Source organism: Streptomyces sp. NPDC058534, from assembly GCF_042717365.1.
In the GTDB taxonomy this organism is placed as follows: Bacteria; Actinomycetota; Actinomycetes; order Streptomycetales; family Streptomycetaceae; genus Streptomyces.
Genome location: NZ_JBHXNW010000124.1, coordinates 1 through 16,631, shown reverse-complemented (window position 1 = coordinate 16,631; position 16,631 = coordinate 1). Strand labels below are relative to the sequence as shown.

General features: G+C 70.7%; 17 protein-coding genes and 2 pseudogenes. 10 read left to right on the top strand and 9 right to left on the bottom strand.

Annotated features, from left to right (window positions below):
* Positions 1–241 precede the first annotated feature (241 nt).
* The 3 genes from ACFWR9_RS40780 to ACFWR9_RS40770 all read left to right on the top strand — a co-directional run bounded on the left by ACFWR9_RS40780 (position 242) and on the right by ACFWR9_RS40770 (position 4,358).
* Positions 242–1,759, top strand: coding sequence for an ABC transporter permease (locus ACFWR9_RS40780; protein WP_383852172.1), 1,518 nt, complete (start codon positions 242–244; stop codon positions 1,757–1,759).
* Positions 1,760–1,798: 39 nt separating this feature from the next.
* Complete coding sequence (locus ACFWR9_RS40775) at positions 1,799–2,482, top strand: ABC transporter ATP-binding protein (RefSeq protein WP_383852169.1); 684 nt, start codon at positions 1,799–1,801, stop codon at positions 2,480–2,482.
* A 127-nt stretch (positions 2,483–2,609) separates the two neighbouring features.
* Positions 2,610–4,358: an AAA family ATPase gene (locus tag ACFWR9_RS40770; RefSeq protein WP_383852166.1), complete on the top strand. Its 1,749-nt coding sequence runs from the start codon at positions 2,610–2,612 to the stop codon at positions 4,356–4,358.
* Here the strand turns inward: ACFWR9_RS40770 and ACFWR9_RS40765 are convergent.
* Positions 4,322–4,711 carry an ATP-binding protein gene (locus ACFWR9_RS40765; protein ID WP_383852178.1) on the bottom strand — a complete coding sequence of 130 codons (390 nt, stop codon included), beginning with the start codon at positions 4,709–4,711 and terminating at the stop codon, positions 4,322–4,324. The two genes, ACFWR9_RS40770 and ACFWR9_RS40765, sit on opposite strands and share 37 nt — an antisense overlap.
* A gap of 17 nt (positions 4,712–4,728) precedes the next feature.
* A complete protein-coding gene (locus ACFWR9_RS40760; protein WP_383852163.1) occupies positions 4,729–4,944 on the bottom strand; it encodes a hypothetical protein in 216 nt (71 codons plus the stop codon).
* A 115-nt stretch (positions 4,945–5,059) separates the two neighbouring features.
* Between ACFWR9_RS40760 and ACFWR9_RS40755 the strand changes: the two genes are divergently transcribed.
* Both ACFWR9_RS40755 and ACFWR9_RS40750 read left to right on the top strand, forming a co-directional pair.
* Positions 5,060–5,923 (top strand): helix-turn-helix domain-containing protein, encoded by an 864-nt coding sequence (locus ACFWR9_RS40755; RefSeq protein WP_383852160.1) that lies wholly within the window; start codon positions 5,060–5,062, stop codon positions 5,921–5,923.
* On the top strand, positions 5,895–6,206 hold the full coding sequence (locus tag ACFWR9_RS40750; RefSeq protein ID WP_383852157.1) for a DUF397 domain-containing protein: 312 nt from the start codon (positions 5,895–5,897) through the stop codon (positions 6,204–6,206). The genes ACFWR9_RS40755 and ACFWR9_RS40750 overlap by 29 nt, the downstream gene beginning before the upstream one ends.
* Before the next feature lie 633 nt (positions 6,207–6,839).
* Here ACFWR9_RS40750 and ACFWR9_RS40745 read toward each other — a convergent pair.
* Positions 6,840–7,718, bottom strand: coding sequence for a helix-turn-helix domain-containing protein (locus ACFWR9_RS40745; protein ID WP_383852154.1), 879 nt, complete (start codon positions 7,716–7,718; stop codon positions 6,840–6,842).
* A gap of 169 nt (positions 7,719–7,887) precedes the next feature.
* On the opposite strand from ACFWR9_RS40745, the gene ACFWR9_RS40740 reads away from it, so the two are divergent.
* The gene (locus ACFWR9_RS40740) at positions 7,888–8,928 is read left to right on the top strand and encodes an NAD(P)-dependent alcohol dehydrogenase (protein ID WP_383852153.1); all 1,041 of its coding nucleotides are present in this window, start codon (positions 7,888–7,890) and stop codon (positions 8,926–8,928) included.
* Positions 8,929–9,078: 150 nt separating this feature from the next.
* A complete protein-coding gene (locus tag ACFWR9_RS40735) occupies positions 9,079–9,882 on the top strand; it encodes an SDR family oxidoreductase (protein WP_383852150.1) in 804 nt (267 codons plus the stop codon).
* Positions 9,883–9,911: 29 nt separating this feature from the next.
* Here ACFWR9_RS40735 and ACFWR9_RS40730 read toward each other — a convergent pair whose 3' ends face one another.
* Complete coding sequence (locus ACFWR9_RS40730) at positions 9,912–10,931, bottom strand: aldo/keto reductase (RefSeq protein ID WP_383852147.1); 1,020 nt, start codon at positions 10,929–10,931, stop codon at positions 9,912–9,914.
* Between the two features lie 199 nt (positions 10,932–11,130).
* Here ACFWR9_RS40730 and ACFWR9_RS40725 point away from each other — a divergent pair, with 199 nt between their 5' ends.
* A complete protein-coding gene (locus ACFWR9_RS40725; protein ID WP_383852145.1) occupies positions 11,131–11,742 on the top strand; it encodes a TetR/AcrR family transcriptional regulator in 612 nt (203 codons plus the stop codon).
* Between the two features lie 77 nt (positions 11,743–11,819).
* Here ACFWR9_RS40725 and ACFWR9_RS40720 read toward each other — a convergent pair.
* The 3 genes and pseudogenes from ACFWR9_RS40720 to ACFWR9_RS40710 form a co-directional block, all read right to left on the bottom strand.
* A pseudogene (locus ACFWR9_RS40720) lies at positions 11,820–12,274 on the bottom strand (DUF4291 domain-containing protein); the annotation flags it as partial.
* 123 nt (positions 12,275–12,397) lie between these two features.
* Positions 12,398–12,682: a hypothetical protein gene (locus ACFWR9_RS40715; protein WP_383852143.1), complete on the bottom strand. Its 285-nt coding sequence runs from the start codon at positions 12,680–12,682 to the stop codon at positions 12,398–12,400.
* A gap of 247 nt (positions 12,683–12,929) precedes the next feature.
* Positions 12,930–13,073, bottom strand: a pseudogene (locus ACFWR9_RS40710) (DUF4291 family protein); the annotation flags it as partial.
* Between the two features lie 204 nt (positions 13,074–13,277).
* Between ACFWR9_RS40710 and msrA the strand changes: the two are divergent.
* Positions 13,278–13,790 carry a peptide-methionine (S)-S-oxide reductase MsrA gene (gene msrA / locus ACFWR9_RS40705; RefSeq protein WP_383852141.1) on the top strand — a complete coding sequence of 171 codons (513 nt, stop codon included), beginning with the start codon at positions 13,278–13,280 and terminating at the stop codon, positions 13,788–13,790.
* A gap of 78 nt (positions 13,791–13,868) precedes the next feature.
* On the opposite strand, the gene ACFWR9_RS40700 is transcribed toward msrA, so the two are convergent.
* Complete coding sequence (locus ACFWR9_RS40700) at positions 13,869–14,987, bottom strand: hypothetical protein (RefSeq protein WP_383852138.1); 1,119 nt, start codon at positions 14,985–14,987, stop codon at positions 13,869–13,871.
* 96 nt (positions 14,988–15,083) lie between these two features.
* Here ACFWR9_RS40700 and ACFWR9_RS40695 point away from each other — a divergent pair, with 96 nt between their 5' ends.
* Entirely contained in the window at positions 15,084–16,238 is a 1,155-nt protein-coding gene (locus ACFWR9_RS40695; protein WP_383852135.1) for a cystathionine gamma-synthase, read from the top strand.
* Positions 16,239–16,254: 16 nt separating this feature from the next.
* Here the strand turns inward: ACFWR9_RS40695 and ACFWR9_RS40690 are convergent, their stop codons facing one another.
* A complete protein-coding gene (locus ACFWR9_RS40690) occupies positions 16,255–16,512 on the bottom strand; it encodes a hypothetical protein (protein ID WP_383852175.1) in 258 nt (85 codons plus the stop codon).
* Positions 16,513–16,631: the final 119 nt, after the last annotated feature.

Sequence of the window (16,631 nt, the reverse complement as noted above, 5' to 3'; positions counted from 1 at the left end):
TGTTTTTTTTGGGTGTGTCTTGTTTTTTTTTTTCTTGGGGGGGGGTGGGGGGGGGGGGCGGGCCCGGGGGGGGGGGGCGCGGGGGCGCCCCCCCCGCGCGCCCCCCCCCCCGCCACGACTTCACCCAGGCGCCCGTCGCCCCCTCACCGGGGGTGGCGGGCGTCCGGCGTTTCCCCGGCTTCTCATCCTCCTCTTACGCGGGCCTTATCCCTTCATCACGGACCGTCCCTACCTTTCGGCCATGTTCTTCACCTACCTGAGGCGCGAGCTGCGCCGCCGCAGAAAGGCGGCCCTCGTCGTCGCCTCCGGCCTGGCGCTGGGCATCGCGCTGGTCATCGTCGTCGACTCCGTCTCCTCCGGCATGGGCCGGGCCCAGGACAAGGTCCTGCAGTCCCTGTACGGACTGGGCACGGACATGACGGTCACCAAGGCCGCGGAACCCTCCTCCGGCACCACCGCCGAACGCCCCCGCTTCCGCTTCGACGCCCAGGAGGACGGCTCCGAGGAGGAGCAGAGCACCGACCGCGTCATGGTGCAGGGCTTCCAGACGCTGGCGGACTCGACCGTCGGCAAGGTCGCCGGCCAGAGCGGTGTCGCCGACGCGGTGGGCGGACTGAGCCTCCAGGTCGTCAAGGTCAGCGGCGAGTTCACCCGCGGCCAGTTCCAGCAGGAGGGCGGCTCCGGCGGCCAAGGCCAGAGCGAGGGCCAGGGGCAGGGCGGCGGCCCCGGCGGCGGGCAGTCCCCGCAGGGCCGCGTCCAGGGCGGCGGCGCCGAGTTCGACGTCAACAGCTACTCCGTCTACGGCACCGACGTCACCGAGCCCGCCCTCGGCCCGCTGACCTCCTCCACCATCACCAGCGGCCGCACCTTCAAGGAGTCGGAGACCAACGCCGAGGTCGCCGTCGCCGACTCGGCGTACGCAAAGGAGAAGAAGCTCAAGACCGGCAGCACGGTCACCGTCAAGGGCACGAAGTTCGAGGTCGTCGGCATCGCCACGGCCGACAGCGGCGACGCGGCGGCCAACCTCTACGTGCCGCTCCAGCAGGCGCAGACCCTGGGTGACGCCAAGGACAAGGTCACCACGATCTACGTCCAGGCCACCGACTCGCAGAAGATCGACGGCGTCAAGTCCGCCATCCAGAAGAACATCCCGGACACCACGGTCACCACCTCCGCCGACCTCGCCGACACGGTCTCCGGTTCCCTGTCCACCGCCTCCTCCCTCGCCGCCGGCGTCGGCAAGTGGCTGTCGATCGTGGTGCTGGTCGCCGCCTTCCTGGTCGCCGGCCTGCTCACCTCCTCGGCGGTCTCGCGCCGGGTACGCGAGTTCGGCACGCTCAAGGCACTGGGGTGGCGCTCGGGCCGGGTCACCCGGCAGGTGGTCGGCGAGGCCGTCGTCAACGGCCTGGTCGGCGGCGTCCTCGGCATCGGGCTCGGCCTGGCGGGCGCGTACGCCGTGACGGCCGTCAGCCCGACACTCCAGGCGCAGCTCGGCGGCGGCACGGGCAGCGGCGGGGCCGGGGGCGCGGGCGGTCCCGGCGGCTTCGGTGGCGGTGGCATGAGCGGAGGCGGCATGGGCGGTCCAGCACGGCAGACCGCCGCGAAGACCCTGGACATCGCGCTCACCGCCCCCGTCAGCGTCACCACCATCGCCCTCGCGGTCGCCCTCGCCGTGGCCGGCGGATTGGTCGCCGGCAGCTTCGGCGGCTGGCGCGCCTCCCGGCTGCGTCCCGCGGACGCGCTGCGCCGCGTCGAGTAACCGCCGCCCCGCCCCCTTACGTTCCCCAGGAGCCACACCATGTACGAACTCACCGGCGTCACCAAGCGCTACACCCGCGGCAAAGATGCCGTAACGGCCCTCGACGGCGTCGACCTGACCATCGCCGACGGCGACCGCCTGGTCATCCAGGGCCCCACCGGCGGCGGCAAGTCCACCCTGCTCCAGATGCTGGGCGCCCTCGACCGGCCCAGCTCCGGCCGGGTCGTCCTCGACGGCACCGACCTGGCCGCGCTGCCCGAGGCCCGGCTGACCCGGGTGCGCAGCGAGAGCATCGGCTTCGTCTTCCAGTCCTTCAACCTGATCCCGACCCTCACCGCGCAGGAGAACGTCGAGACCGCGCTGGTCCCGCTCGGCGTCAAGGCCAGGGAGCGGCGCGAGCAGGCCGCCGAGGCGCTGACGTCCGTCGGCCTCGGCGAGCGGCTCGCCCACCTCCCCGGCGAGATGTCGGGCGGCCAGCAGCAGCGGGTCGCCATCGCCCGCGCGCTGGTGAAGCAGCCGAAGGTGCTGCTCGCCGACGAACCCACCGGAAACCTCGACGAGTCGATGCGCGACGAGATCATGGACGTACTCGACCGTATGTGGAAGGAGCTGGGTCTGACCTTCGTGATGGTCACCCACGACTCGGCGATCGCGAAGAAGGCCCCGCGGGTGGCGACGATCCGCAAGGGCCGGATCACCGTGCGGGAGAACGCCTCGGAGTAGCCCGCAGCCCCTCCGACAACCAGTCGGAGAGGCCGCGCGTTCATCGGCCAAGGCCGAACAGGCGGTGCGTGAAATGATGGATCCGCACCGCCGGTTCAGTCGTGCGAACGTTGCCGAGGGGAGAGACGTGCCGCATAGTTCCGCGTCCTGGCTGTCTGCCAAGAAGTGCGAGAAGTCCTGGGCCGAGGCGGTGAGATGGCTTCAGCACGGCCGTGCGGACCATGCCGCGCGGCTGTTCGAGGCCGCGGTGCAACACGACCCGTCCGCCGCTGACGCGTGGTTGGGACTGCACGCGACGGGCTTCCGTCAGTCCGAGGCCGTCGACATGATGGCTCGCAGCGCGGCGACGTTCGGATCCCTGCGCGGAAAGCTGGGCACCGCTCTCAAGTCCCGTTTCCAGCTGGGCTGCTACGTCACCTTCCGGCTGGAGACACAGCGTGATCTCTGGCTTGCGGTGATGGCCGGACTGCTGGACGACAGGCGGCTCGACGAGGCATGGCGGTCACTTGAAACCGCCGTTCTCGACTGCGACGAGACCCGGTTCATCTGCACCAGGTACGCCTTCCTCAAGAGAGACTGGCCGCTTGTCCTCACCTTCTCGCGGTCCATCACCGACGGGTTCCTCCGCGAAGAAGCACAGCTCTACGTGGCGCGGGCACTCGTGGAGCAGGGCGTCCATCATGAGGCTCTGAACGTGCTGGCACCCCTGCCTCTGAAGTTCGACGCGGAGAGCCGGTTCGACGGTGAGGTGGCCTATGTCCGGGGCCTTGCAAAGGAGGGGCTCGATCGGGGCGAAGAGGCGCTGCGCCACTTCCAGTACGCGTACCGATGCTTCCCGGGCCTGGCCGATGTCGCCGACCGGGCCCGGTCAGCCTCGCCGGTGGCCGAGCCGGTCACGGCAGTGACCGGGCCGTCGACGCCGCCGGCCGATTCCGTGCCTGCCGAGTCCGCCGTGCCTGCTGTATCTGCTGCGCCTGCCGACGGGCCGGATGGGCAGGCGACGAGGGAGGAAGCCCTGGCCGAGGCGCTGTCGCTGCTGGACAGCATGGTGGGCCTCGATCCGGTCAAGCGTCAGGTCCGGGCCCTGACAGCCCAGTTGCGCATGGCCACCCTGCGGCGGGAGCAAGGGCTCCCGGCCACGGCGGCACCCCAGCACTTGGTGTTCGCGGGACCACCCGGCACGGGCAAGACGACCGTCGCCCGCATCGTCGGCAAGGTCTTCGCCGGGCTGGGACTGCTGGCGCAGGGCCAGGTCGTCGAAGCACAGCGGGTGGACCTGGTGGGACAGCACCTCGGGGAAACCGCTCTCAAGACCTCCAAGGTGATCGACTCGGCCCTGGACGGGGTGCTGTTCGTCGACGAGGCCTACGCCCTCTGCAACAGCGGGTACAGCGGAGGCGACGCCTTCGGCCAAGAGGCACTGCAGGTCCTGCTCAAACGAGCGGAAGACGATCGAGACAGGCTCGTGGTGGTCCTGGCCGGGTACCCGGACGAAATGGCCGAGCTGCTGGCCACCAACCCCGGTCTCGGCTCCCGGTTCACCGGCAGGGTCGACTTCCCCTCGTACTCCGCGGCCGAGTTGGCTCTCATCGCCCAGCGCATCGTGGCGTCTCAGGGCGATGTTCTGGACGAGGAGGCGATGCGGGCGCTGGACGCCGTCTGCGGCAGCGTCGTCGACGACGGGATGATCGACCGACTGGGCAACGGCCGCTTCGCCCGCGAGCTGTGCCGGAAGGCCGCCGCGTTGCGCGACCTGCGCGTGTTCGAGGCCCATGGTGGCATCGGAACGCCCTCCAGGGACGACATCACCACGCTGCGCCTGGCGGACATCACGGATGCTTACCGCGAACTTCGAGCCGGGGCAGCGGGTTCCTGAACGGTGCCGCGCGGTGGCTCACCTTCGAGCTCGCACCAGACCGTCTTGCGTTCCGCGTGTTGTTCCACGCCCCACCGCAGTGCCAGGGCGTCGAGGAGGGCGAGACCCCGACCGGACTCGTCGGTGGCAGCGGCCGACCGGACGAGTGCGGGCAGGGCACGTGGATCGGGGTCGGTGACCTCCACGCGCGTGTGGCCCGAGCCGGTGTGGGCCACACGGACGGTCACGGGTGTGCCCTCGCCGAGGTGGTCGATGACGTTCGTCAGCAGTTCGCTCGCGCAGAGACGGACGTCGTAGCCGTGGTGGCGCAGGAGGTGCCGCAGTTCGGGTACGGCCTTCGGCGTGGCGAGCATGCTGATCTCGACGGTCGTCACAGTGCGGCCGCCTCGCGGAGTACGGCGGTCAGGGCGCGTGCGGTGGCGGTGTTGCAGTTCCCGAGCGAGACGAGGCCGGCGGCCGGTGCGTACGCCCCGGCGAACGTCAGCAGGTCAACGTGGAGAGAGGGCAGTGTGATGTCGTGCAGGGTGAGGGCGGCGCGGAGTTCCTCCACGCAGCGGGTCAAGTCGTCGTCCTGGCGAGGGGGCATGAACGGGCACCTTTCCGTGTGCGCTCTGTGACGAATGCCTCACACAGTGGCGTGCGGCGCCCTACCGTGAAAGGGATCTCGCGTCGGCAGCCCGCAGTGCGGAAGGGGTTGTGCCATGGCACAGCGCAAGGACATCGACGGTTCGACCAGCGTCCCGACCTTTTACGGCAAGGAGTTGAGGTGGCAACGGGAGCGGGCCGGGCTGTCGCTGGAGGCGCTGGTCGAGGGCAGCTTCTACGGCAAGTCGCATCTGAGCGACATCGAACGGGGTGAGCGGCGCATGCCGTTGGACCTGGCCCGACACGCGGATCAGGTGCTGGGGACGGACGGGTTCTTCGAGCGGCGGTGTGAGGATGTGCGGAAGGCGCGGCGGGGGCCGCACGCCGCGTACTTCGAGAAGGTCCTGGAGGCGGAGCGGCACGCCGAGTCCATCGAGGAGTGGTGCCCCAGCACGTTCCCCGGGCTGCTCCAGACCGCCCCGTACGCGCGGGCTCTCGTGCGCGCCGCCCACCCGCATGCCGTCGACGAGTGGGTGGAGGAGAAGGTGCAGGCCCGGCTGGCCCGTGCCCGCCTCTTCGAGGACGACCACACGACCCCGGAGTACTGGGCGATCCTGCACGAGTCGCTGCTGCTCGATCCGATCGTGCCGCCGGGGGAGATGGCCGCGCAGCTCGACCGGATCGTGGGGCTGGCCGGGCGGCGCCGGATCACTCCGCAACTCGTGCCGCGGAAGTGCGGGGCGTATCCCCTGGTGGCCGCCTCCATCAAGGTCATGACCTTTCCGGACGCGCCGCCGCTCCTCTACACCGAGGCGTCGTACAGCGGGGACACCATCGACGATCCGGCCCTCGTGAAGCAGTACCGCAAGGCATACGATCGACTCAGGGCCGTCGCACTGTCACCGGAGGCGTCCCTGGCCCGGATCGAGGCAGCGGCAGGGGATTACCGAAATGGCAAGCAACCGGATCGACTTGAGTGACGCGCTCTGGGCGAAGAGCAGCTACAGCAACGGTGACGGCGGAGACTGCGTCGAGGTGGCGAGCGACTTCCCCGGTGCCGCCCTCTGGCGCAAGTCGACCTACAGCAACGGCAGCGGCGGCGACTGCGTCGAAGTCGCCGACGGCATCCCCGGGCTCGTCCCCGTTCGTGACTCCAAGGTCTCCCGCGACGGCGACGGCGACGGTCCCGTCCTCCTCCTCACCGCCCGCGCCTGGGCGCCCTTCATCACCGCGCTGAGCCGGGGCACTCACCGAATCGGCTGACGACCTCAGTCCGGGTTGCAGGACCAGGAGATACTGGTGGTCACCATTCCCTGATTCGGGGCGTATGCCTCAGCGGCCTCCGGAGGCATGGGAGCCGAGCCCAGCGAGATCTCCCAATGGCCTGACTCGACCCTGGTGTAGTTCATGCTGCCGGAGGGACCGTCGTCAGAAAGCGTGGAGTCCATGGGCGTCTAGCCACGCGCCTGCAGGCGGTTGACGATCGCCTCGAAGGCCGTGCGGTCGGGAACCGTCAAGGTCGGCACGGCCGCATGCACGATGCAGAAGCCCTTGCACTTTTTCTGCATGTGCAGTTCGCCCTCCGGCGCCGTAGCGAACCGGACGTCGTTCTCGACCTGCTTCAGCGACTTCTCGGAGGCATTGCCCCGGCGGCCGGCCGGGGACGCGGACGCCGACGCCTCTGTCTTCGCCGACTTCGCCGCGGTGGCCCCAGGAGTGCCCTCGCTCCCGCTGCAACCGGCTGTCGGCAGTACGCAGGATGGCGACGATCGCCGTAGTCAGGCCAAGTCTGTGCATAGTTCCCCAACCCCTTTTCGAACGCCGGATCGATCATGACCGACGGTCGGCGCAGTGTCGCACAAGGGCCGCTGACCTGTACGCCGGATACCCGGCTCGTCACGTCGGCAACGAAGCCGCCGCGTCCGTCCCCCAGCTCGCCAGCAGCCGCAGCGCGTCCGCCGACGGTGAGCCCGGCTCGGCGTGGTACGTGACGAAAGCCTGCTCGTCGTCGTCGACCAGGCGGAAGGTCTCGAAGGACAGGGTCAGCTCACCGACCAGCGGGTGCCGCATCCGCTTGACGCCATAGCTCTTCTCCTTGACGTCGTGCGTGGCCCACAGCCGCCGGAACTCCTCGCTCTTCACGGACAACTCGCCGACCAGCGCGGACAGCCGCGGGTCGTCCGGGTGCCGGCCCGCGTCCATGCGCAGGAAGCTGACCATGTCGTACGCCTTCTGGTCCCAGTCCCCGAACAGCTCGCGGTACTCCGGGTTCAGGAAGACCAGCCGCGCCCAGTTCCGCTCCTGGGCCGGCAGCTTGCCCCAGTCGCCGAAGAGGGCCGCGGCCATCCGGTTCCAGGCGAGGATCTCCGAGCGGCGGCCCGACACGTACGCCGGCACCGCCTCGATCGACTCGAGGAGCTGGAGCAGCGCCACCCGCACCGGCTGCTGCCGCTCCCGCGCCCCCGACGTCCGCCTGCGCTGCTGCTTCGGCTTCGCCAGATGCGTCAGGTGGGCCTGCTCCGCGTCGGTCAGCCGCAGCGCCCGGGCGATCGCGTCCAGGACCTCCGCCGACACGTTCTGACCGTTGCCCTGCTCAAGACGGGTGTAGTACGCCACCGACACCCCGGCCAGCTGCGCCAGCTCCTCCCGCCGCAGACCGGGCACCCGGCGGTGCCGCCCGAACGACTCAAGACCCACGTCCTCCGGCTTCAGCCGGGCCCGCCGGGTGCGCAGGAACTCGCTCAGTTCGGCTCGCCGGTCAAGCTGTCCATCCATGGTCTCCAGTATTGCCCGACGTATTCCCGGTCGTACGCCCACGAGCCTGTCCCCGTCAGTGGTACGCACGCCGGACGTACGCAAAACCGTGGTCTGGGTGACTCCGCGCGCCGCAGGCAGGGTGGAGGCATCACCCAGTCAACGCCAAGAGAATCCCGGAGAACCCGGCATGACCACTGTCGCCGCGTACGCAGCACCCGCCGCCAAGGCTCCGCTCAAGCGCACCACCATCGAGCGGCGCGAGGTGCGGGAACACGACATCCTGATCGACATCAAGTTCGCCGGCATCTGCCACACCGACATCCACCAGGTCCGCGAGGGCTGGGGCGAGGCCATCTTCCCGATGGTCCCGGGCCACGAGATCGCGGGCGTCGTCTCCGAGGTCGGCCCCGGCGTCACCAAGTTCGCCGTCGGCGACCGGGTGGGCGTCGGCTGCATGGTCGACTCCTGCCGCGAGTGCGACAACTGCAAGGCCGGCCTGGAGCAGTACTGCACCAACGGCAACGTGATGACGTACAACGCCGTCGGCAAGGACGGCGAGGTCACCCACGGCGGCTACTCGGAGAAGGTCGTCGTCGACGAGAACTTCGTCCTCGGCATCCCCGAGGGCATCTCCCTGGACGAGGCCGCGCCCCTGCTGTGCGCGGGCATCACCACCTACTCCCCGCTCCGGCACTGGAACGCCGGCCCCGGCAAGAAGGTCGCCGTCGTCGGGATGGGCGGCCTCGGCCACATGGCCGTCAAGCTCGCGCACGCCCTGGGCGCCGAGGTGACCGTCCTCTCGCAGTCCCTGCGCAAGCAGGACGACGGCCTGAAGCTGGGCGCCGACCACTACTACGCCACCAGCGACCCGGCCACCTTCGAGGAACTGGCGGGCAGCTTCGACCTGATCGTCTCGACGGTCTCCGCCCCGCTCGACTTCGCCGCCTACCTGGGCCTGCTGCGCGCGGACGGCGCGCTGGTGAACGTGGGCGCCCCCGAGGAGCCCGTCTCGCTCAACCTCTTCGCGCTGCTCGGCGGCCGCAAGACCCTCGCCGGATCCATGATCGGCGGCATCGCCGAGACCCAGGAGATGCTGGACTTCTGCGCCGAGCACGGCATCGGCGCCGAGATCGAGCTGATCGCCGCGTCCGAGGTCAACGAGGCGTACGAGCGGGTGCTGGCGAGCGATGTGCGGTACCGGTTCGTGATCGACACGGCGACGATCTGACCGCTGTCTGACCGGTTGAACGGACCTTGTTCGGCCGGCCGGCCGACCCGTTTCCAGGGCCGGGGAAGATTTCTTCCCCGGCCCTGTCACATCGCCGTCCCGCCCCGGGTCATACCGCCACGACACCAAAGGCAGACCCCGGGAGCAGCGATGACGTACCCCTCCACCCCCTCGAATCCCACCACCCCCATCCTGGTCACCGGCGGCACCGGCACCCTCGGCTGGCACGTCGTCCCGCTGCTGCGGGCGGCCGGTCACCAGGTGCGGATCCTCACCCGGCGGCCCCGTCCCGCCACGGACGACGGCGTCACCTACGTCACCGGCGACCTCCTGACCGGTGAGGGCGTCGACGCCGCGGTCGGCGGCGTGCACACCGTCCTGCACCTGGCGGGCGGCCCGAAGCGCGACGACGAGGCGACCCGCACCCTGGTGCGCGCCGCCGCGCGGGCGGACGTACGGCACCTCGTGTACATCTCGGTCGTGGGCGCGGACACCGTGCCGCTGGCCTGGCTGCGCACCAAGCTGGAGTCGGAGCGGGCGATCGCCGACTCGGGCATCGGCTGGACGGTGCTGCGGGCGGCCCAGTTCCACGAGCTGACCCTGACCATGATCGAGAAGGTGGCCCGGCTGCCGGTCCTCCCGGCCCCGGGCGGACTGCGCCTCCAGCCCGTCGCCGCCCGCGAGGTCGCCGAGCGCCTGGCGGAACTGACCCTGGCGGAGCCGTCCGGCCGGGTCCCCGACATGACGGGCCCCGAGGTCCACGAGCTGGCCGCGCTGGCGGGTTCCTACCGTGAGCTGCACGGCCGCCGTCGGCGCCCGAAGCTGCCGGTGCGCATACCCGGCAAGGCGGGGCGCGCGTACCGTTCGGGCGCGAACCTCGCGTTGGCGGGGGCTACGGTCTCCAAGCTGACCTGGGCGGAGTTCCTGGCGGAACGGGCGGGCCGCGGCCGGTGACGGCTCCCGGGCGCCGCTGACAGCGCTGGTCAGCGGCGCCGCAGCGAGGGGTCGAGGAGTGCGGGCGTGGCATCGGACTTCTCGTGCGCGGCCAGGTCCGTGCCGGGGGCGACGATGGCGTCGATCGCGTCGAGGACGTCGTCGGAGAGCACGGTGTCCGCGGCGGCGAGCTGCGCGCGCAGGTGGTCCAGGGTCCGGGGGCCGACGAGCGCGGCGGTGACGGCCGGGTGCGCGGTCACGAAGCCGAGCGCGAGCTGGATCATGGTGAGTCCGGCCTCGTCGGCGACCGCGGCCAGCTTCTCGACGGCGTCGATCCGGGCCCGGTTGGCGGGCAGCGAGGTGTCGAACCGCTCCGGCAGGACCGCCGAACGGTGGGTGGCGATCTCCCGCCCCGCCCGGACCGCCCCCGACAGCCACCCCGAGGCCAGCGGGCTCCACACCAGCACCCCGAGCCCGTACCGCTCGGTCACGGGCAGCACGTGGCTCTCGACCCCGCGCTGGAGGACGGAGTAACTGGGCTGCTCGGTGACGTACCGGCCCAGGTGGTGCTCGCGGGCGGCCCACTGCGCCTCGACGATGCGGTACGCGGGGAAGGTCGAGGAGCCGAAGTAGCGGATCTTGCCCGCGCGCTGGAGGTCGGTGAGGGCGGACAGTGTCTCCTCGTCGCTGGTGGCCGGGTCCCAGCGGTGTATCTGGTAGAGGTCGACGTGGTCGACGCCGAGCCGGCGCAGGCTGTTGTCCAGCTCGGTGACCAGCCAGCGGCGCGAGGCGCCCTTGTGGTTCGGTTCGTCACTCATCGGCAAGGACGCCTTCGTGGCCAGCACGATGTCCTCGCGGCGGCCGGCGATGGCCTTGCCGACCATCTCCTCCGACTCGCCGCCGCTGTACCGGTCGGCGGTGTCGATGAGGTTGATCCCGCCCTCCAGGGCGGCGTCGACGATGGCGGTGGCTTCCTCCTGGGTGGTACGTCCGATGCTGCCGAAGTTCATGGCGCCGAGCGCGAGCGAACTGACCTGCACGCCGGTGCGGCCCAAGGTGCGGTACTGCATGACGGATTCCTCCGGACGGGGAGATCGGGGCATGACTGGGTATCGGGGCATGACTTGGTGGCGGGTCCGTGGCTCTGGCATCATGGAGAGCCAAGTGGAACCCTGTCCCGTTTACAATACGGAACGGTGTCCCGTTTAGCAATGCCGGTCTGGTCCGGTCCGGTCTGGTCCGGTCGGCGTCGGCGGAGGGAATGGCACGGTGAAGGACGGCCAAGAGATCACGAGGGACGGTGGAGGCGCCGCGGGGCACGCGGCCCGCCCCAAGCGGGCGGACGCGCGGCGCAACGAGAAGACGCTGCTCGACGCGGCCGCCGCGGTGTTCGTCCGGGCGGGCGTGGAGGCCCCCGTTCGCGACATCGCGGCCGAGGCCGGCGTCGGAACGGCCACGATCTACCGCCACTTCCCGACCCGGGCCGACCTCATCATCGGCGTCTACCGGCACCAGGTGGAGGCGTGCGCCGAGGCGGGCCCCGCCCTGCTGGCGAACGCCCCGACCCCGTACACCGCGCTCGCGCGCTGGATCGACCTCTTCGTCGACTTCCTGGTCACCAAGCACGGCCTCGCCGGGGTCCTCCAGTCCGACAACGCGGGTTTCGAGGCCCTGCACACGTACTTCCTCGACCGCCTGGTCCCCGTCTGCACCGACCTCCTGGACGCCGCGTCCGCCGCCGGAGAGATCCACTCCGACGTGCGCGCCATCGCTCTCATGCGCGGCGTCGGCAACCTCTGCATCGGCGCGGAATCCGACCCACGCTACGACGCCCGCCAACTGGTCGGGCTGCTGATCGGGGGGTTGCGCGGCCGGGACTGAACCGGGGCCTCAGCCGGTGTGCCGCTCCCGGCTCCGTCCCCGCCACAGCTCGGCAAGCGTGCCGGTGGGTGGAGCCGTCACGGTCGGGAGCCGCCCAGCAGATCGGCCGTGGCGGGATACGGCCGCTCCTCGGGCAGCAGGCATCGTGCCGTGTCGAGCTCGCCGTCGCGTACGAGAGCGTGGACCTCGTGGGCGAGTGGCGTCACGTCGCGAATGGCGACCGTCCACTCGTCGGCGTAACGACGCGCGGCCTCGCCGGAGAGGCCGAGCTGCAGGGAGCGGTACGGCAGGGCTTGCAGACGCAGGTCGCGCTCGGGATCCCACTGGACGCGGGTGAACGCTTCAACCGGCGCTGCCAGTCGGCCCGGTCGACGTGCACCCCGGGGACGTAACTCGACAGGCACGCGTTGCGCAGCGCCCACTCGAAGCCCTCGCGGCCGATCTCGACGGCCAGCACGGTCTCCTGCCCCGCCTTCGTGGCCCACCCGCAGCGGTACATCATCCACAGGAACGACGGCTTGATCCATGTCAAGCCATGTTCACAGTCCTCTGCGGCCGAGCACGGGGCGGGATGAGAGTTGTGAAGGACGGTCAGGTGAGCATTGCGGGCCGGTACGACCTTGGAGGCCATCTCATGTGTCCGGTCCGCACGCTGTCATGCGGAAGCCACCACCTCGCCGGCCATGATCTGGGGAGGGTTGGGAAGCAGCGATGCAAGGTTGTCCCGCACGAAGTCCGCAGCACTCGAGATCGATTCGTCGGCACCGGCCTGGTCCTGGAAGACGCTGGTCGAGACCATCACTCCGTCCCCGGCATCGATCCAGTAGTAGGCCACGAAACCGGAGACCTGGCGCATGAGCGGCACGAACCCCTCGTTCACGAGACGTGCGGCCTCGGCCGGGTCGGTCACCCCTTCGTACCGCCGGACTGCTGCGTACATCACCAAGCTCCTCACGGCGTTCCGGGCTCGTCCTCTGCTGAGACGTCGTACCTCTGCGACGGCTGCCTGGCTCGTAAAGCCTCCGGCAATCACCTGAAGGGCCTCCTCGAGTGATCCGAACGGCGGCCGCCGGCCCGGGCACACGGCCCTGCGTACGTCTGCCACGAGAAGGCATTGAAGTGGAGTGGAGCGCCTGAGCAGGTGGCTGCCCGCAGCACGGCAGAGGCTGTGAACGCGGCTTGATGACCCACGTCATCCTGTCCCGCTTCCAAGCGCCCGGAAAACGCCCCTCCCGGGCGGCGGGAAGGCCGATCTCCGGGGAGTACGCCTGATAGACGGTGACGGTGGACGCCCCGTAGGACGCCCGTATCTCGCGTTCCGGTGCTTGCATGACGTACAGCCTGGAGCCGTACGTCATGCTCTGCCAGCGATTTACCGTGGCCGATCGGGCTGGGTGATCATGCGGGCGGGCAGGTGGGCGAGTGGGTCCGGAATCGCTGGGCGTCCGCAGGTGTTGCACCGGGAGGGCAAGGGTGGCCGGTGTGTGAGCCGGGTGGCCCGTGTGATCGAGATGAACTGGTATTGGAGGGCCACCATGGCTGCGCAGACACAGAGGGCCGTGCTCGCGGGCGGATGCTTCTGGGGGATGGAGGAGCTGATCCGCCGGCTTCCCGGCGTCACGGCGACCCGGGTCGGTTACAGCGGGGGAGACGTGCCGAACGCGACGTATCGCAACCACGGCACGCACGCGGAGGCCATCGAGATCCTCTTCGACCCGGAGAGGACCGACTACCGGGCGATCCTGGAGTTCTTCTTCCAGATCCACGACCCGAGCACCAAGAACCGCCAGGGCAACGACATCGGTCTCAGCTACCGCTCGGCGATCTACTACGTCGACGACGAGCAGAAGCGGATCGCCGAGGACACGATCGCGGACGTGGACGCCTCCGGCCTGTGGCCGGGCAAGGTCGTCACCGAGGTGGAGCCGGTCGGGCCCCTCTGGGAGGCCGAGCCCGAGCACCAGGACTACCTGCAGCGATACCCCGACGGCTACACCTGCCACTTCCCGCGGCCGGGGTGGCGGCTGCCCGTCCGCACCGACGGATGACCGGTTGACCGGTTGAATCGGTTGACGGACTGACCGGCTGAGAGCCCGGCCCCCGTCGTCAGGGGGCCGGGAGGGCCGTCACTGGGGGAGTGTCGCCGGGCTGCCGCCGTTCGCCTCGTAGCCCGCCACCGCGAGCGCGCGGTAGACCGCGAACTCCGCCGCCGGGTCACTGGACAGGGTCCAGGGCAGCGCGCCGACATGGCCGTCGATCACTATCAGCTGGTTCATGGCCTCGGCCCAGCGCTCGCTGCGGACCAGGAAGAAGACCAGCAGATGGCGGACGTGCGCCTGCATCGGGTCGTCCGGGCGGGCGGAGTGCACCGCGTGCAGGGCACCGTGGACGGCCTTGGTGACGACCTCGCTCTGGTAGAAGCCGCTGACCAGGTTGACCTCGGGCATGTGCTCGAAGACCGCGAAGAGCGGCATCGCCGCGAGGAGGGAACCACGCGGAGCGCGTGCAGCCGCCGCCTCCGCGAAGGAGTACGCCAGGTCGCGCGAGCCGTGCCACTTCTCGCACCAGTAGTGCAGGGCCGCCAGGTGCGCGCCCATGTGGTTCGGGGCGCGGTCCAGGATCTTCAGCCAGAGCTGCTCGAAGTCCTCGCGCGGATAGCCGAGGCCCCGGGCCACCGACAGCTCCACGATGTACGGGATCGGATCGCCGGGAGCCAGCAGCGCCGCCTCCGAGCAGGCCGACTTCGCCTCCTCCATGATGATCCGGAAGTCGTCCGTGCCGGGCGTCGCCGTCCGCCAGGCCTGCTGCACCAGGAACTCGGCGTGCACCGCCGCCCCGCCCGCGTCCTTCGGCGCCTCGGCCCGCCACACCCGCAGCCACTGCCCGCCCGGCGTCTCCCCGACACCGCCGGGCCGCTGCCGCAACTCCAGCGACGCGGCACCCGCGAAGGCCTGCACACGCTGCCAGCGCCGCTCGCTCTCCGCCTCCGTGCCGGCGAGGAGCTGCTGCGCTCCCCGGTAGTCCTGCGTGCGCTGCACCAGGTCCAGGACTTCCAGCAGGTCCTGGTCGGGGCCGGGCATGCGGATGTCCAGCTCCTCCTCCAGGGCGAAGCCGTAGTGCGCGGGGTCCGCGGCGTCCGGGTGGCCGGGCGGGACGAGACCGACCGCGCCCCGTCGGCGCCGCAGAACGGGGAGCAGCACCACGCACAGCATGGCCAGTGCCATCAGGACCCAGAGAATCTCCATGTCTCAAGCGAACCAGACGCCGCCGACAATTGGCCAACCTGTCCCCCGCCCTGTGGAAAACGCGCGAAGCCCGTCGCGCCGCTACCCTCGGTGCCCATGAGCGACAGGCACATCAGTCAGCACTTCGAGACGCTCGCGATTCACGCGGGCAACACCGCCGATCCCCTGACGGGCGCGGTCGTCCCGCCGATCTATCAGGTGTCGACCTACAAGCAGGACGGCGTCGGCGGACTGCGCGGCGGCTACGAGTACAGCCGCAGCGCCAACCCGACCCGTACGGCCCTGGAGGAGAACCTCGCGGCCCTGGAGGGCGGCCGCCGCGGTCTCGCGTTCGCGTCCGGACTGGCGGCCGAGGACTGCCTGTTGCGCGCGCTGCTGCGGCCCGGCGACCACGTGGTGATCCCGAACGACGCGTACGGCGGCACGTTCCGGCTCTTCGCCAAGGTCGCCACCCGGTGGGGCGTGGAATGGTCCGTGGCCGACACGAGCGACCCCGGCGCCGTGCGGGCCGCGATCACCCCGAAGACCAAGGCCGTGTGGGTGGAGACGCCGTCCAACCCGCTGCTCGGGATCACCGACATCGCCGCCGTGGCCCAGGTCGCCCGCGACGCCGGCGCCCGGCTCGTCGTCGACAACACCTTCGCCACGCCGTACCTACAGCAGCCGCTGGCGCTCGGCGCGGACGTCGTCGTGCACTCGCTGACCAAGTACATGGGCGGCCACTCGGACGTCGTCGGCGGCGCGCTGATCGTGGACGACCAGGAGCTGGGGGAGGAGCTGGCGTTCCACCAGAACGCGATGGGCGCGGTCGCCGGGCCCTTCGACTCCTGGCTGGTGCTGCGCGGCACCAAGACCCTCGCCGTGCGCATGGACCGGCACAGCGAGAACGCGGTCAAGGTCGCCGACATGCTCTCCCGGCACGCGCGCGTGACGAGCGTCCTGTACCCGGGCCTCCCTGAGCACCCGGGGCACGAGATCGCCGCCAAGCAGATGAAGGCGTTCGGCGGCATGGTGTCGTTCCGCGTCGAGGGCGGCGAGAAGGCGGCCGTCGAGGTCTGCGACAAGGCGAAGGTGTTCACGCTCGGCGAGTCCCTGGGCGGCGTCGAGTCGCTGATCGAGCACCCCGGGCGGATGACGCACGCCTCCGCGGCGGGCTCGGCCCTGGAGGTGCCCGCCGACCTGGTGCGGCTGTCGGTCGGCATCGAGAACGTCGACGACCTGCTGGCGGACCTCCAGCAGGCCCTGGGCTAGCCCCCGGCCCAGGGGCTCACCAGCCCTCCCAGCCCGTCACGGGTGGGGTCGTCTCCGACGGCGGCTCCACCCAGGGCTGCACGGTCAGCGCCCACACCGTGAACGCCACGACCGCGACGCACAGCAGCAGCCACATCGCGCGACGGGCGGCGGCCCTGCGCCGCAGCATGCGGCCGCCGCGGCGCACGGCGTCCGCGTACAGCTCCGGCGGCACGCGCGGCGGCGACTGCTCCATGATCCGCCGGGCGGCGGCCTCGCGCCCCGCCCGGTTCACCACCGCCTCCCGACCCGCCACGCACCCGTACCGGCCGTCCCGCCCGTACCGGCCGTCCCGCCCGTACCGGCCGTCCCGCCCGTACCGGCCGTCCCGCCCGTACCGGCCGTCCCGCCCGT